General features: G+C 68.0%; 13 protein-coding genes. 6 read left to right on the forward strand and 7 right to left on the reverse strand.

What is annotated here, in order from left to right; all coding sequences use genetic code 11:
• The 5 genes from NYF13_RS36445 to NYF13_RS36465 form a co-directional block, all read right to left on the reverse strand.
• Nucleotides 1-1,379 (reverse strand): M81 family metallopeptidase (locus NYF13_RS36445; protein WP_315662600.1); only part of this gene is annotated, 1,379 nt, incomplete at its 3' end.
• 19 nt (nt 1,380-1,398) lie between these two features.
• Entirely contained in the window at nt 1,399-2,025 is a 627-nt protein-coding gene (locus NYF13_RS36450) for an HD domain-containing protein (protein WP_315656548.1), read from the reverse strand.
• A gap of 17 nt (nt 2,026-2,042) precedes the next feature.
• Complete coding sequence (locus NYF13_RS36455) at nt 2,043-2,582, reverse strand: dCTP deaminase domain-containing protein (RefSeq protein WP_315656547.1); 540 nt, start codon at nt 2,580-2,582, stop codon at nt 2,043-2,045.
• A 7-nt stretch (nt 2,583-2,589) separates the two neighbouring features.
• Entirely contained in the window at nt 2,590-4,254 is a 1,665-nt protein-coding gene (locus NYF13_RS36460; protein WP_315662602.1) for a condensation domain-containing protein, read from the reverse strand.
• A complete protein-coding gene (locus NYF13_RS36465; RefSeq protein WP_315662603.1) occupies nt 4,251-5,423 on the reverse strand; it encodes a glycosyltransferase family A protein in 1,173 nt (390 codons plus the stop codon). Before NYF13_RS36465 ends, NYF13_RS36460 begins: the two co-directional genes overlap by 4 nt.
• A 669-nt stretch (nt 5,424-6,092) precedes the next feature.
• Between NYF13_RS36465 and folE (NYF13_RS36470) the strand changes: the two genes are divergently transcribed.
• Entirely contained in the window at nt 6,093-6,818 is a 726-nt protein-coding gene (gene folE, locus NYF13_RS36470) for a GTP cyclohydrolase I (RefSeq protein WP_315662604.1), read from the forward strand.
• Between the two features lie 328 nt (nt 6,819-7,146).
• Here the strand turns inward: folE (NYF13_RS36470) and NYF13_RS36475 are convergent, their stop codons facing one another.
• Together NYF13_RS36475 and folE (NYF13_RS36480) are read right to left on the reverse strand one after the other, a co-directional pair.
• On the reverse strand, nt 7,147-7,689 hold the full coding sequence (locus NYF13_RS36475) for a hypothetical protein (protein ID WP_315662606.1): 543 nt from the start codon (nt 7,687-7,689) through the stop codon (nt 7,147-7,149).
• Entirely contained in the window at nt 7,686-8,279 is a 594-nt protein-coding gene (gene folE / locus NYF13_RS36480; protein ID WP_315656542.1) for a GTP cyclohydrolase I, read from the reverse strand. Before folE (NYF13_RS36480) ends, NYF13_RS36475 begins: the two co-directional genes overlap by 4 nt.
• Before the next feature lie 669 nt (nt 8,280-8,948).
• Between folE (NYF13_RS36480) and NYF13_RS36485 the strand changes: the two genes are divergently transcribed.
• The 5 genes from NYF13_RS36485 to NYF13_RS36505 form a co-directional block, all read left to right on the forward strand.
• The gene (locus NYF13_RS36485; protein ID WP_315656544.1) at nt 8,949-10,121 is read left to right on the forward strand and encodes a glycosyltransferase family A protein; all 1,173 of its coding nucleotides are present in this window, start codon (nt 8,949-8,951) and stop codon (nt 10,119-10,121) included.
• On the forward strand, nt 10,118-11,782 hold the full coding sequence (locus NYF13_RS36490; RefSeq protein WP_315656546.1) for a condensation domain-containing protein: 1,665 nt from the start codon (nt 10,118-10,120) through the stop codon (nt 11,780-11,782). The genes NYF13_RS36485 and NYF13_RS36490 overlap by 4 nt, the downstream gene beginning before the upstream one ends.
• Before the next feature lie 7 nt (nt 11,783-11,789).
• Complete coding sequence (locus NYF13_RS36495) at nt 11,790-12,329, forward strand: dCTP deaminase domain-containing protein (RefSeq protein ID WP_315656547.1); 540 nt, start codon at nt 11,790-11,792, stop codon at nt 12,327-12,329.
• A 17-nt stretch (nt 12,330-12,346) separates the two neighbouring features.
• Nucleotides 12,347-12,973 (forward strand): HD domain-containing protein, encoded by a 627-nt coding sequence (locus NYF13_RS36500; protein WP_315656548.1) that lies wholly within the window; start codon nt 12,347-12,349, stop codon nt 12,971-12,973.
• A 19-nt stretch (nt 12,974-12,992) separates the two neighbouring features.
• On the forward strand, nt 12,993-14,372 hold a 1,380-nt coding region (locus NYF13_RS36505; protein WP_315662600.1), incomplete at its 3' end, for a M81 family metallopeptidase.

The raw sequence follows: 14,372 nt of genomic DNA on the forward strand, positions 1-14,372 counted from the left end.
AGGCGCAGGAGGTCCTGGTCGACGCCGCCGGGGGTGAGCGCGAGCAGCCAGTCCGCCGCCATCTCGTACAACTCCGGTTCCAGGTAGCCGATCTTCACCAGCACCACGTCGGCCTCGCGCGGGTGCAGGCCCAGCGCCAGGAAGTCCGACTCCAGGTGGTACGGCTTGCGGCGCGCGGTCACGATCACCCGCAGACCGCCGACGGCGAGCGCCACCGCCGTGCCCGCGACCGGATCGGCCTCGTCGATCGCCTCGACCCGCGCGGTCAGCGGGACCGGGCCGTGCGGGCCCGAGTCGACCTTCCCGCCCAGCTCGACCGCCACGGTCGCGCCGACCCCGGCTTCGACGGCGACGGCCACGGCGGCCGGGTCCACGATCGCCGCGTACAGCGTCCTCAGCCCGGAGTCCACCACGGCCGGTGTCCGCAGCAGCCCGTCCAGGGTCCACGAGGTGTCCCCCGCCCCGCCCGCGGTCGGGTTGTCCCCGGAATCGCTGACGAAGAACGGCCGTTCGGCCGATTCCACCGCCCGCGCCAGGCACTCGGCCAGGGTGCCGGTGGGCGCGACGAAGGAGAAATCACGGCGAGCGTCCCAATAGGACCGGGCCAGCCGGGCCGCCTGCGCGGTGATCACCTCCTCGTCGTCCCCGGTGACCACCACGGCGGCCTGACACCGAGGCTCGTCCGCCCACGCGTAGCCGACCCAGATGGCCGCGTCGAGCACGCCGTCCAGCGCCTCGACCTCGTCCACGGCCGCGTACACGCTCTTCGCCGGCTCCAGCCGGGTGCTGGTCTTCTCGCCCGGCAGCAGCACGGGCACCTGCACCCACGCCTTCTTCGGCTTCCCGCTGGAACGGAGCCTCGCGACCAGGTTGCGGGCCGCGCGCTCGCGCGTGTCCCACGCGTCGGTGTGCGGGGCCTTGCGGTAGCAGGTGATCAGGTCCAGCGCCGTGGCCAGCTCACGCGAGACGTTGCCGTGCAGGTCCATCGACGCCGAGACCAGCACGTCCGGACCCACGATCGCCCGCACCCGCGAGGCCAGCCCGCCCTCGGCGTCGGTGCGGCCGACCACGCTCATCGCGCCGTGGATGTCGAAGAACAGCCCGTCGAGCCCTTCGGCCGCCCGCAGCCGTTCCAGGATCTCCCCGGACAACTCGGCGTACGCCTGCTCGGTCACCGCCCCGCCGGGCAGCGAGCGGGCGTGCACCAGCGGCACCCACTCGACGCCGTCCGTCCACTCCGGACGTTCGCGCAGGAAGCCGTACCGCGCCAGCAGCTCCGCCCCCCGGGTCACCTGGAAATCGTCCACCACCGACCGGTGCGGGGAAAACGTACTCGACTCGATGGCGATGCCCGTGATCCCGATCCGCAGTTTCCGCACCACGGCCTCCGTTCCGAAATCAAGACTCGCCTGATCGTGCCACCCAGCCCCGCTCGACGCCAAGGCCGATGAGCTCTTGGGCGAGCTGCCAGAGCGCTGGGGCACCATCGCCGATCACCTCCTTGCGCTGCCGGACTTCCCGGTCCGTCACTCCCGGGGTCCGCCAGGTACCGCCGGCGTTGGTGAAGTTCAGCAACAGGGATTGGAACCGGTCCATCGACCTGGCGAACCTGGCTTCGGGAGTCCGGTGAGCCTCGAACTCCTCCCAGAGGCCGCGGAACTCTGCCTCCTGGTCCACCGGCAAGAGGGCGAACAACCGGTCCGCTGCCGCGCTCTCCCGCTCCCGCTGGTCCGCCGATGCGACCGGGTCGAAGAGAAAGGTGTCGCCGGCATGAATCTCGACCAGGTCGTGGAGCACGACCAGTCTCATCGTGTGGCCCACGTCGATCGGCAGGGCAGCGTACTCCGCCAGCAAGGGCACGAGCACCGCGAGATGCCAGGAGTGCTCCGCGTCGTTCTCGCGCCGGTCGGCCGAGGCCAGCGAGGTCCGTCGCACGACGGTCTTCAATCGATCGATCTCGACGGCGAATCGGAGCTGTGCCAGTAGCCGCTCGGGCAGTCCAGCCGGCAGCCCGGCCCGGTCCACGAGAGTTGGCTCCTCGGTCATCGCGCACCTCTCTCGACTTCGTCGTACAGCTGCGAAACATCAATTCCGCTGCTGCTCCGGTACTTCCGCCCGACCTGCTGATAACTGACACTGTCACCGTGGGGTGCCACGAAGACGATCTTGCCGAAAGCCATGCGTGGGTAGACCCGTACCGCACGAGCGACCCTGATCTCTAGAGTCCAGCGAATCGCGTGACCGACGTGCCCCAGCGGGGCGGAAACGTGCACCCACACCCCGAGCGCGCCGACGCTGCGATCCCCATTGATCAGCTGCGCATACGCCTCGGAGCAGGTTCGTTCGTGGGTGATACCGAGGTAGAGTTCTCCGGGAACGAGCACCATCCCCTCCGGCCGGATCTCCTGCTCGGTGAATCGGGTAACCGCGGCCGCGTCGAGCACGGGATCCGAGCACACCCGGATGACGTCCCCGAGGTGCCAGTCGTAGGCATTCGTCGAAACGTGCCGTTGGTCGAACGGCTCGATCAGGATGTCCCCGCTTCGGACAGCGGCGATGATCTTCTGGCGGGTCAGGATCATCGACAGCTCAATCCCGACCGGAGCCCGCAGCCAATACCACCCGTTCGCCCGATTCCGACACCAGCTGCACATAGCGGTCCGGCGCCGCAGCACGACGCGACCGGGCCAGCTGGGCCATCACCGATCGGTGCAGCCGCATCGGATCGAAGCCGGCTGCCGGACTCGGGATGTACGCGATCAGTTCACCGTCTTCGCACACCGCGAACGCCCTGGGGCACGCGGAGACTGCTCGGACGATTTCCTCGACCACGCGGAGATCGACGAGGATCCCGTCCTTCCGCATCCAGCGCCCCTCGGGCCCCGGCGCCGGAGCATCGGCGGCTAGCTGAGCCGCCTCGACGCCGGTATCGGACCGCAACTGCTTCAACAGCAGAGATTCCAGAGTTCGCAGGAATTCGTGCGCGTGCTCTTCCGACACCAGTTCGGTGTCGACGATCACGCTGAACACCTCGCAATCCGCACCGCTGTAAGGCTCGAAGAAGAACTCCAAGTTCTGGCGTTGCCAACCGGCCACGGTCCTGATCCGGGTCAGGGCTTTCTGCCCCTCGGCGTCCTCGATGGACGGCTCGGCCTCACTTACCGCCTCCGGCCGCGACAACCGGGAATCATTGAAGAAGGTGCCGAACCTGGTCACTGCTCCTCGTCGTCGGTCCGCGCTGCGGATGGCCTCCGCCAGCCGCACGGGATCGCACTGTGCGTGGGCCTGCGCGTTGAGATATGAGCGGGAGGTCACGGCCGCGATCTCGCTCAGTGAACAACCGTTCGTCTTGACCGCGACCAGCGCGTTTCCCACGGTGATACCCGCCAGCTCGGCGAGGCCGGGCAGGAACCGGTTACCCACGATCAGTTTGAACAGGATGGTGTCCCGGCCAGTGATCGCGGCCAGCACCGTAGCCACCGAGCTGAGCAGTACCGTCGAATTGGTCACGTTCAGCCGGGACGAGAGCAGTCCCAGCGCCGTCGCCGCCGCCGGAGAGGCCATTTCGACCCGGACGAAACGGAGCTCCGCCGGCTTGCCCAGTGACCCGTCGAAAGTGGACGGGGGAGCCGAAGCCATGGTCTCCAGCCAAAGGCCGACTGCCCGCTCGGACAGCTCCGCTCCTTCCGCCGAGCGCTCGAAGACCGCCCGCGAAACCGGCTGAACACCCGGGCCGGGCAGCTCGGCGTTCGAGACCAGACGTTCGAGGTCCGCGGTCAGCAGGTCCACTCCGGTGCGGTCGAACAGTATGTGCGACAGCACCATCAGCAGTCGGCGCGGGGCGGCCCCGTCCTCGAGAACGGCGATTCGCAGGGGCAACTCCCCGGGGAACCGAAACGGGCTCGTCCGCATCTCCTTCAAGATCCGTTTCGCAGCGCTGTCCGGATCCTCGTCTCGTTCCACCCGGACCGGGACGGAACCCGTCTTCACCACGTCCTGCAGGAGTTCACCGCTATCGTCGAGGTACACCTGGGTTCGCAGGGTGTCGTGACGCGACAGCAGCAGCCCCATCGCGTCCAGCACCTGTCGCCGCGAGACCGCACCGGGCAGCGGGACTTCTACTTCGATGTTGAAGTATGCGTCGTCGGGCATCAACCACTGCGCATCGTTCCAGAGCAACCGCTGGGACCACGTCGCCGTTTCTCGCTTCGCCGCGTCCGAACCGAAGCTGAGCTGCTCGTCGCTCTGCCTCACACCCGTCCCCTCCGGTCGAGTTCGTAGCGACCGAGGTCACCGATCGCCGAATCGCACGGCCAACTGCAGAAGCCGATCTCCTCGAAGAACGGCGTGCCGTCGTCGGCCCGGTACTGCGCACGCGGATGATCGAGGTGGACTATCGGGTCGGCGTGCCGGTCCAACGCGCCGTACCGGTCGACGCGCCATTCGAAGTCCTGGTCCTCACCTCCCCAGCCGGCGAACCGTTCGTCCATTCCCCCGATCCGGCGGAACAGACTCGTCCGGAGCCAGAGGCAACCACCCGGCGGGCGGCGCAGGTACACCCCGCGCAGCAGCCGCTGATCGACTTCCGGGCGACCACTGACGCACCGGTTCCGGATCGCCCGCCTGCTGCTGTCCTCGTCGAGGAAGAGCAAGTCCTGGAACGGCCAGTGCGCCTGGGTCCCCGGCTCGCCGAACCGCGCCAGCGCCCGGGCCACGAAATCACGGTCGACGAGTATGTCCGCGTCGAGGACGCACACGGCCTCGGCCGGTGCGGCACCGTGGACGACTCCGACGTTGACGGCCCAGGCCTTGTTGAATCGGCCGTCGTTGTACGCGTGGAGGTAGGTGTCGCACAGCGGCTGGGTCTCCTGCCGCCACCGGGGGACCTCATCGGTCTCCACCACGACGATCCGGTACCGGCTGCGACCGGCGGTCTGGTCGTTCAGCGAAGCGAGGACCCAGCGGAGGTTTCGCAGCCGCGCGGTTCCTCCGCTCCCGCGAAACGGGATGACCACCGCGGCGTCGACCGGCTCGCCGGCGCGAGGCGGTGGCGCGTTCGGCACCGCCGCTGCGATCGGCACCTCATCGGCCGGACCGGGCCGCCACGCCTCGCCCACATGTACGATAAGGCGGGACAGCTTCTCCGCCTCCATCGCCGCCACGCACAGCTCGGATGGCTTGTCGGGATTCTCGCTGGCGAAGTAGTGCGCCACCTTCCGCACCAGCTCATGGTGGACGGCGCCGTCGCCCGGTGTCTCCTGGGGCCGCACAGCCAACGCGCCGATCCCGTCTTCGTCGAGTGCTCTGGCCGCCCTCGTGACCGTCCGGTGCGCCGGCACGGACCAGTTCCAGTAATCCGGCGCCGCGGTCTGGGCGAACACATCGACTTCCAGCACCACGCTGCCGGCGACCGCCTTCGCCAAGGCAAGCGGCCCAGCCGTAAGGAAATTGCCGGCGGACAATGAATTCCTCATCAATGCATCCCACCCCTTACGGAAAATTCCGCGAACATGAGCCAGTTGTTCACGTCAGCGAACAACTGCAGAACTCATAGAGAGAAACCGAGCACGGAGACATCCAGGCCGAAGGTGAACGGATCCGCTTGCACCATGGCGACCGACCCGTCACGCTACCAACCCGGCCGATCACTGGCAAGAAGGATGATCCGACCTACCAACTGCTGATCACTGGGTGTAACTGCGATCCCGGGCGCCGATCGGCCCTTCGAGTTACCGTCCTGGTTGCGAAACACCCTTGGCCACAAGGCTTCTCGTCTTGTCCGGCAGCTTGCCCGGTGTCCGCTTGACAGCCACAGGTTGGACGTGGTGCTGTGAATAGGCGCTACAGTGATTCTGCGCCTCCGGATCGTTTTCGACGACGTTCGAACTCCGGGTATGCGCAGGAAAATCGCGCTGACACACGGAAGGCTTTCGGCCGCTCAGGACTTCCGATCGCCACGGAGAACTCCTCGACGGCCGTCCCGCCCGAAATGACCCAGCGTGCGCCCCGCAGCCAGCGCCACCAGTTCTGCGCCTGAACCGCACTAACTATTCGCCGTGCGCCGGCGACCGAAGAGTCAAGGCGGAATACCTATGCAGACAACAGCTCAACTAGCGGCGGTACGGCCGGACGCGGAGACCGCGGAGAAGGCGGCGGCCGTGCTGCTCGAGTCCCTCGGGCTCGACCTCAGCAACGGCGCGCTGGCGGGCACCCCCCGGCGCATCGTCGCCGCATACCGGGAACTGCTCAGCCCGCACACGTTCGAGATGACCGTCTTCCCCAACGACGAGGCCTATTCCGATCTGGTCATCGCCCGCACCATCCCGTTCCGATCCCTGTGCGAGCACCACTTGCTTCCCTTCTACGGCAACGCACACGTGGGGTACATCCCGGGTGGGTCGATCCTCGGGCTCTCGAAGCTGGCCCGCGTCGTCGAAGCGTGCTCTCGCGGATTCCAGATCCAGGAACGCATGACCGTGCGGATCGGCGACTGGCTGGAGGACCGGCTGCAACCCCGCGGTGTCGGGGTGGTCGTAGAGGGGGTCCACACCTGTATGGAACGCCCGCGGGGTCGAGCCGTCGGTACCTCGACCACCCCGATAGGCCTCCGAGGACTGCTCCGCACGAATCCGCGGAGGATCGCGGGAATTCCTGGACCTCGCTTAGCACGTGGTGGCGAAAGTCGGTTGAGCAACTCCGATCCGCCTCGGTCGTCGCAGGGTCTCGGGCACGCGGGGGCCGGGCGATCCGCCGGCCCGGCGAGAACTTCTCTCGCGGACGGTGACAGCCTCCGGCCCGGCGCCGAGTCGCCGCCCTGATCTCGGCCACAGCCGCGCGTTCGCGGTCACGGGCGTCGGGAGCGGGCACAACGTGGCGGAGCGCGCATTCCGCCGTTCACGTTCCGCGGGCGACGTGGTGGCCGTTCTGTCACTGTGGGCTGGGGGCGGACTACTGACGGTCGCAGTCGGCGGCCGGACGGCGGCGACGTCCCACCGGTCGACCGGGTCCTCCGGCTCGGCAACGGCACAGAACTCCACCTGGACGCTCCACCGGTGCACCTCGCGCGAAGGCCGGGCGATCCCGCCTGCGTGATCGGGGAAGAACTCCTCGGAGCCGCCGAGCACCCCGACGAGCTACCCGCCTATGTCATGCGGACCTCGGGCTCGACCGGCCCCCGCGGGTGATCACCGGGTACTTCGCGGGGCCGGTCGAGCCCGAGGTCCGCATGACATAGGCGGGTAGCTCGTCGGGGTGCTCGGCGGCTCCGAGGAGTTCTTCCCCGATCACGCAGGCGGGATCGCCCGGCCTTCGCGCGAGGTGCACCGGTGGAGCGTCCAGGTGGAGTTCTGTGCCGTTGCCGAGCCGGAGGACCCGGTCGACCGGTGGGACGTCGCCGGCCGGCCGGCCGCCGACGGCGACCGGCAGGTAGGCCGCCCCCACGGCCCACAGTGACAGAACGGCCACCACCGTCGCCGCGGAACGAACGGCGGGAATGGCCACGAGTGTGCCCGCTCCGACGCCCTGACCGGCGAACGCGCGGCTGTTGGCCGAGATCAGGGCGGCGACTTCGGCGCCGGTGCAGGAGGCGTCACCGTCCGCGAGAGAGTTCTCGCCCGGGCCGGCGGGATCGCCCGGACCCCCGGGCCCGAGACACATTGCGAAGACCGAGGCGGGATCGGAGTTGCTCACACCGGTTCGCCACCACGGCAAGCGAGGTCCAGGAATTCCCGGCGATCCTCCGCGGATTCGCGGAGCAGGCCGCGGAAGGCCATCGTGGTGGTCGAGGTACCGACGGCTCTGACCCCGCGGGCGGTCATACAGGTGTGGACCCCCTCTACGACCACTCCGACACCGCGGGGTTGCAGCCGGTCCTCCAGCCAGTCGCCGATCCGCACGGTCATGCGTTCCTGGATCTGGAATCCGCGAGAGCACGCTTCGACGACGCGGGCCAGCTTCGAGAGCCCGAGGATCGACCCACCCGGGATGTACCCCACGTGTGCGTTGCCGTAGAAGGGAAGCAAGTGGTGCTCGCACAGGGATCGGAACGGGATGGTGCGGGCGATGACCAGATCGGAATAGGCCTCGTCGTTGGGGAAGACGGTCATCTCGAACGTGTGCGGGCTGAGCAGTTCCCGGTATGCGGCGACGATGCGCCGGGGGGTGTCCGCCAGCGCGCCGTTGCTGAGGTCGAGCCCGAGGGACTCGAGCAGCACGGCCGCCGCCTTCTCCGCGGTCTCCGCGTCCGGCCGTACCGCCGCTAGTTGAGCTGTTGTCTGCATAGGTATTCCGCCTTGACTCTTCGGTCGCCGGCGCACGGCGAATAGTTAGTGCGGTTCAGGCGCAGAACTGGTGGCGCTGGCTGCGGGGCGCACGCTGGGTCATTTCGGGCGGGACGGCCGTCGAGGAGTTCTCCGTGGCGATCGGAAGTCCTGAGCGGCCGAAAGCCTTCCGTGTGTCAGCGCGATTTTCCTGCGCATACCCGGAGTTCGAACGTCGTCGAAAACGATCCGGAGGCGCAGAATCACTGTAGCGCCTATTCACAGCACCACGTCCAACCTGTGGCTGTCAAGCGGACACCGGGCAAGCTGCCGGACAAGACGAGAAGCCTTGTGGCCAAGGGTGTTTCGCAACCAGGACGGTAACTCGAAGGGCCGATCGGCGCCCGGGATCGCAGTTACACCCAGTGATCAGCAGTTGGTAGGTCGGATCATCCTTCTTGCCAGTGATCGGCCGGGTTGGTAGCGTGACGGGTCGGTCGCCATGGTGCAAGCGGATCCGTTCACCTTCGGCCTGGATGTCTCCGTGCTCGGTTTCTCTCTATGAGTTCTGCAGTTGTTCGCTGACGTGAACAACTGGCTCATGTTCGCGGAATTTTCCGTAAGGGGTGGGATGCATTGATGAGGAATTCATTGTCCGCCGGCAATTTCCTTACGGCTGGGCCGCTTGCCTTGGCGAAGGCGGTCGCCGGCAGCGTGGTGCTGGAAGTCGATGTGTTCGCCCAGACCGCGGCGCCGGATTACTGGAACTGGTCCGTGCCGGCGCACCGGACGGTCACGAGGGCGGCCAGAGCACTCGACGAAGACGGGATCGGCGCGTTGGCTGTGCGGCTCCAGGAGACACCGGGCGACGGCGCCGTCCACCATGAGCTGGTGCGGAAGGTGGCGCACTACTTCGCCAGCGAGAATCCCGACAAGCCATCCGAGCTGTGCGTGGCGGCGATGGAGGCGGAGAAGCTGTCCCGCCTTATCGTACATGTGGGCGAGGCGTGGCGGCCCGGTCCGGCCGATGAGGTGCCGATCGCAGCGGCGGTGCCGAACGCGCCACCGCCTCGCGCCGGCGAGCCGGTCGACGCCGCGGTGGTCATCCCGTTTCGCGGGAGCGGAGGAACCGCGCGGCTGCGAAACCTCCGCTGGGTCCTCGCTTCGCTGAACGACCAGACCGCCGGTCGCAGCCGGTACCGGATCGTCGTGGTGGAGACCGATGAGGTCCCCCGGTGGCGGCAGGAGATCCAGCCGCTGTGCGACACCTACCTCCACGCGTACAACGACGGCCGATTCAACAAGGCCTGGGCCGTCAACGTCGGAGTCGTCCACGGTGCCGCACCGGCCGAGGCCGTGTGCGTCCTCGACGCGGACATACTCGTCGACCGTGATTTCGTGGCCCGGGCGCTGGCGCGGTTCGGCGAGCCGGGGACCCAGGCGCACTGGCCGTTCCAGGACTTGCTCTTCCTCGACGAGGACAGCAGCAGGCGGGCGATCCGGAACCGGTGCGTCAGTGGTCGCCCGGAAGTCGATCAGCGGCTGCTGCGCGGGGTGTACCTGCGCCGCCCGCCGGGTGGTTGCCTCTGGCTCCGGACGAGTCTGTTCCGCCGGATCGGGGGAATGGACGAACGGTTCGCCGGCTGGGGAGGTGAGGACCAGGACTTCGAATGGCGCGTCGACCGGTACGGCGCGTTGGACCGGCACGCCGACCCGATAGTCCACCTCGATCATCCGCGTGCGCAGTACCGGGCCGACGACGGCACGCCGTTCTTCGAGGAGATCGGCTTCTGCAGTTGGCCGTGCGATTCGGCGATCGGTGACCTCGGTCGCTACGAACTCGACCGGAGGGGACGGGTGTGAGGCAGAGCGACGAGCAGCTCAGCTTCGGTTCGGACGCGGCGAAGCGAGAAACGGCGACGTGGTCCCAGCGGTTGCTCTGGAACGATGCGCAGTGGTTGATGCCCGACGACGCATACTTCAACATCGAAGTAGAAGTCCCGCTGCCCGGTGCGGTCTCGCGGCGACAGGTGCTGGACGCGATGGGGCTGCTGCTGTCGCGTCACGACACCCTGCGAACCCAGGTGTACCTCGACGATAGCGGTGAACTCCTGCAGGACGTGGTGAAGACGGGTTCCGTCCCGGTCCGGGTGGAACGAGACGAGGATCCGGACAGCGCTGCGAAACGGATCTTGAAGGAGATGCGGACGAGCCCGTTTCGGTTCCCCGGGGAGTTGCCCCTGCGAATCGCCGTTCTCGAGGACGGGGCCGCCCCGCGCCGACTGCTGATGGTGCTGTCGCACATACTGTTCGACCGCACCGGAGTGGACCTGCTGACCGCGGACCTCGAACGTCTGGTCTCGAACGCCGAGCTGCCCGGCCCGGGTGTTCAGCCGGTTTCGCGGGCGGTCTTCGAGCGCTCGGCGGAAGGAGCGGAGCTGTCCGAGCGGGCAGTCGGCCTTTGGCTGGAGACCATGGCTTCGGCTCCCCCGTCCACTTTCGACGGGTCACTGGGCAAGCCGGCGGAGCTCCGTTTCGTCCGGGTCGAAATGGCCTCTCCGGCGGCGGCGACGGCGCTGGAACTGCTCTCGTCCCGGCTGAACGTGACCAATTCGACGGTACTGCTCAGCTCGGTGGCTACGGTGCTGGCCGCGATCACTGGCCGGGACACCATCCTGTTCAAACTGATCGTGGGTAACCGGTTCCTGCCCGGCCTCGCCGAGCTGGCGGGTATCACCGTGGGAAACGCGCTGGTCGCGGTCAAGACGAACGGTTGTTCACTGAGCGAGATCGCGGCCGTGACCTCCCGCTCATATCTCAACGCGCAGGCCCACGCACAGTGCGATCCCGTGCGGCTGGCGGAGGCCATCCGCAGCGCGGACCGACGACGAGGAGCAGTGACCAGGTTCGGCACCTTCTTCAATGATTCCCGGTTGTCGCGGCCGGAGGCGGTAAGTGAGGCCGAGCCGTCCATCGAGGACGCCGAGGGGCAGAAAGCCCTGACCCGGATCAGGACCGTGGCCGGTTGGCAACGCCAGAACTTGGAGTTCTTCTTCGAGCCTTACAGCGGTGCGGATTGCGAGGTGTTCAGCGTGATCGTCGACACCGAACTGGTGTCGGAAGAGCACGCGCACGAATTCCTGCGAACTCTGGAATCTCTGCTGTTGAAGCAGTTGCGGTCCGATACCGGCGTCGAGGCGGCTCAGCTAGCCGCCGATGCTCCGGCGCCGGGGCCCGAGGGGCGCTGGATGCGGAAGGACGGGATCCTCGTCGATCTCCGCGTGGTCGAGGAAATCGTCCGAGCAGTCTCCGCGTGCCCCAGGGCGTTCGCGGTGTGCGAAGACGGTGAACTGATCGCGTACATCCCGAGTCCGGCAGCCGGCTTCGATCCGATGCGGCTGCACCGATCGGTGATGGCCCAGCTGGCCCGGTCGCGTCGTGCTGCGGCGCCGGACCGCTATGTGCAGCTGGTGTCGGAATCGGGCGAACGGGTGGTATTGGCTGCGGGCTCCGGTCGGGATTGAGCTGTCGATGATCCTGACCCGCCAGAAGATCATCGCCGCTGTCCGAAGCGGGGACATCCTGATCGAGCCGTTCGACCAACGGCACGTTTCGACGAATGCCTACGACTGGCACCTCGGGGACGTCATCCGGGTGTGCTCGGATCCCGTGCTCGACGCGGCCGCGGTTACCCGATTCACCGAGCAGGAGATCCGGCCGGAGGGGATGGTGCTCGTTCCCGGAGAACTCTACCTCGGTATCACCCACGAACGAACCTGCTCCGAGGCGTATGCGCAGCTGATCAATGGGGATCGCAGCGTCGGCGCGCTCGGGGTGTGGGTGCACGTTTCCGCCCCGCTGGGGCACGTCGGTCACGCGATTCGCTGGACTCTAGAGATCAGGGTCGCTCGTGCGGTACGGGTCTACCCACGCATGGCTTTCGGCAAGATCGTCTTCGTGGCACCCCACGGTGACAGTGTCAGTTATCAGCAGGTCGGGCGGAAGTACCGGAGCAGCAGCGGAATTGATGTTTCGCAGCTGTACGACGAAGTCGAGAGAGGTGCGCGATGACCGAGGAGCCAACTCTCGTGGACCGGGCCGGGCTGCCGGCTGGACTGCCCGAGCGGCTACTGGCACAGCTCCGATTCGCCGTCGAGATCGATCGATTGAAGACCGTCGTGCGACGGACCTCGCTGGCCTCGGCCGACCGGCGCGAGAACGACGCGGAGCACTCCTGGCATCTCGCGGTGCTCGTGCCCTTGCTGGCGGAGTACGCTGCCCTGCCGATCGACGTGGGCCACACGATGAGACTGGTCGTGCTCCACGACCTGGTCGAGATTCATGCCGGCGACACCTTTCTCTTCGACCCGGTCGCATCGGCGGACCAGCGGGAGCGGGAGAGCGCGGCAGCGGACCGGTTGTTCGCCCTCTTGCCGGTGGACCAGGAGGCAGAGTTCCGCGGCCTCTGGGAGGAGTTCGAGGCTCACCGGACTCCCGAAGCCAGGTTCGCCAGGTCGATGGACCGGTTCCAATCCCTGTTGCTGAACTTCACCAACGCCGGCGGTACCTGGCGGACCCCGGGAGTGACGGACCGGGAAGTCCGGCAGCGCAAGGAGGTGATCGGCGATGGTGCCCCAGCGCTCTGGCAGCTCGCCCAAGAGCTCATCGGCCTTGGCGTCGAGCGGGGCTGGGTGGCACGATCAGGCGAGTCTTGATTTCGGAACGGAGGCCGTGGTGCGGAAACTGCGGATCGGGATCACGGGCATCGCCATCGAGTCGAGTACGTTTTCCCCGCACCGGTCGGTGGTGGACGATTTCCAGGTGACCCGGGGGGCGGAGCTGCTGGCGCGGTACGGCTTCCTGCGCGAACGTCCGGAGTGGACGGACGGCGTCGAGTGGGTGCCGCTGGTGCACGCCCGCTCGCTGCCCGGCGGGGCGGTGACCGAGCAGGCGTACGCCGAGTTGTCCGGGGAGATCCTGGAACGGCTGCGGGCGGCCGAAGGGCTCGACGGGCTGTTCTTCGACATCCACGGCGCGATGAGCGTGGTCGGCCGCACCGACGCCGAGGGCGGGCTGGCCTCGCGGGTGCGGGCGATCGTGGGTCCGGACGTGCTGGTCTCGGCGTCGATGGACCTGCACGGCAACGTCTCGCGTGAGCTGGCCACGGCGCTGGACCTGATCACCTGCTACCGCAAGGCCCCGCACACCGACGCGTGGGACACGCGCGAGCGCGCGGCCCGCAACCTGGTCGCGAGGCTCCGTTCCAGCGGGAAGCCGAAGAAGGCGTGGGTGCAGGTGCCCGTGCTGCTGCCGGGCGAGAAGACCAGCACCCGGCTGGAGCCGGCGAAGAGCGTGTACGCGGCCGTGGACGAGGTCGAGGCGCTGGACGGCGTGCTCGACGCGGCCATCTGGGTCGGCTACGCGTGGGCGGACGAGCCTCGGTGTCAGGCCGCCGTGGTGGTCACCGGGGACGACGAGGAGGTGATCACCGCGCAGGCGGCCCGGCTGGCCCGGTCCTATTGGGACGCTCGCCGTGATTTCTCCTTCGTCGCGCCCACCGGCACCCTGGCCGAGTGCCTGGCGCGGGCGGTGGAATCGGCCGAACGGCCGTTCTTCGTCAGCGATTCCGGGGACAACCCGACCGCGGGCGGGGCGGGGGACACCTCGTGGACCCTGGACGGGCTGCTGCGGACACCGGCCGTGGTGGACTCCGGGCTGAGGACGCTGTACGCGGCGATCGTGGACCCGGCCGCCGTGGCCGTCGCCGTCGAAGCCGGGGTCGGCGCGACCGTGGCGGTCGAGCTGGGCGGGAAGGTCGACTCGGGCCCGCACGGCCCGGTCCCGCTGACCGCGCGGGTCGAGGCGATCGACGAGGCCGATCCGGTCGCGGGCACGGCGGTGGCGCTCGCCGTCGGCGGTCTGCGGGTGATCGTGACCGCGCGCCGCAAGCCGTACCACCTGGAGTCGGACTTCCTGGCGCTGGGCCTGCACCCGCGCGAGGCCGACGTGGTGCTGGTGAAGATCGGCTACCTGGAACCGGAGTTGTACGAGATGGCGGCGGACTGGCTGCTCGCGCTCACCCCCGGCGGCGTCGACCAGGACCTCCTGCGCCTC

It is taken from the genome of Amycolatopsis sp. PS_44_ISF1 (assembly GCF_032335455.1).
GTDB lineage: Bacteria > Actinomycetota > Actinomycetes > Mycobacteriales > Pseudonocardiaceae > Amycolatopsis.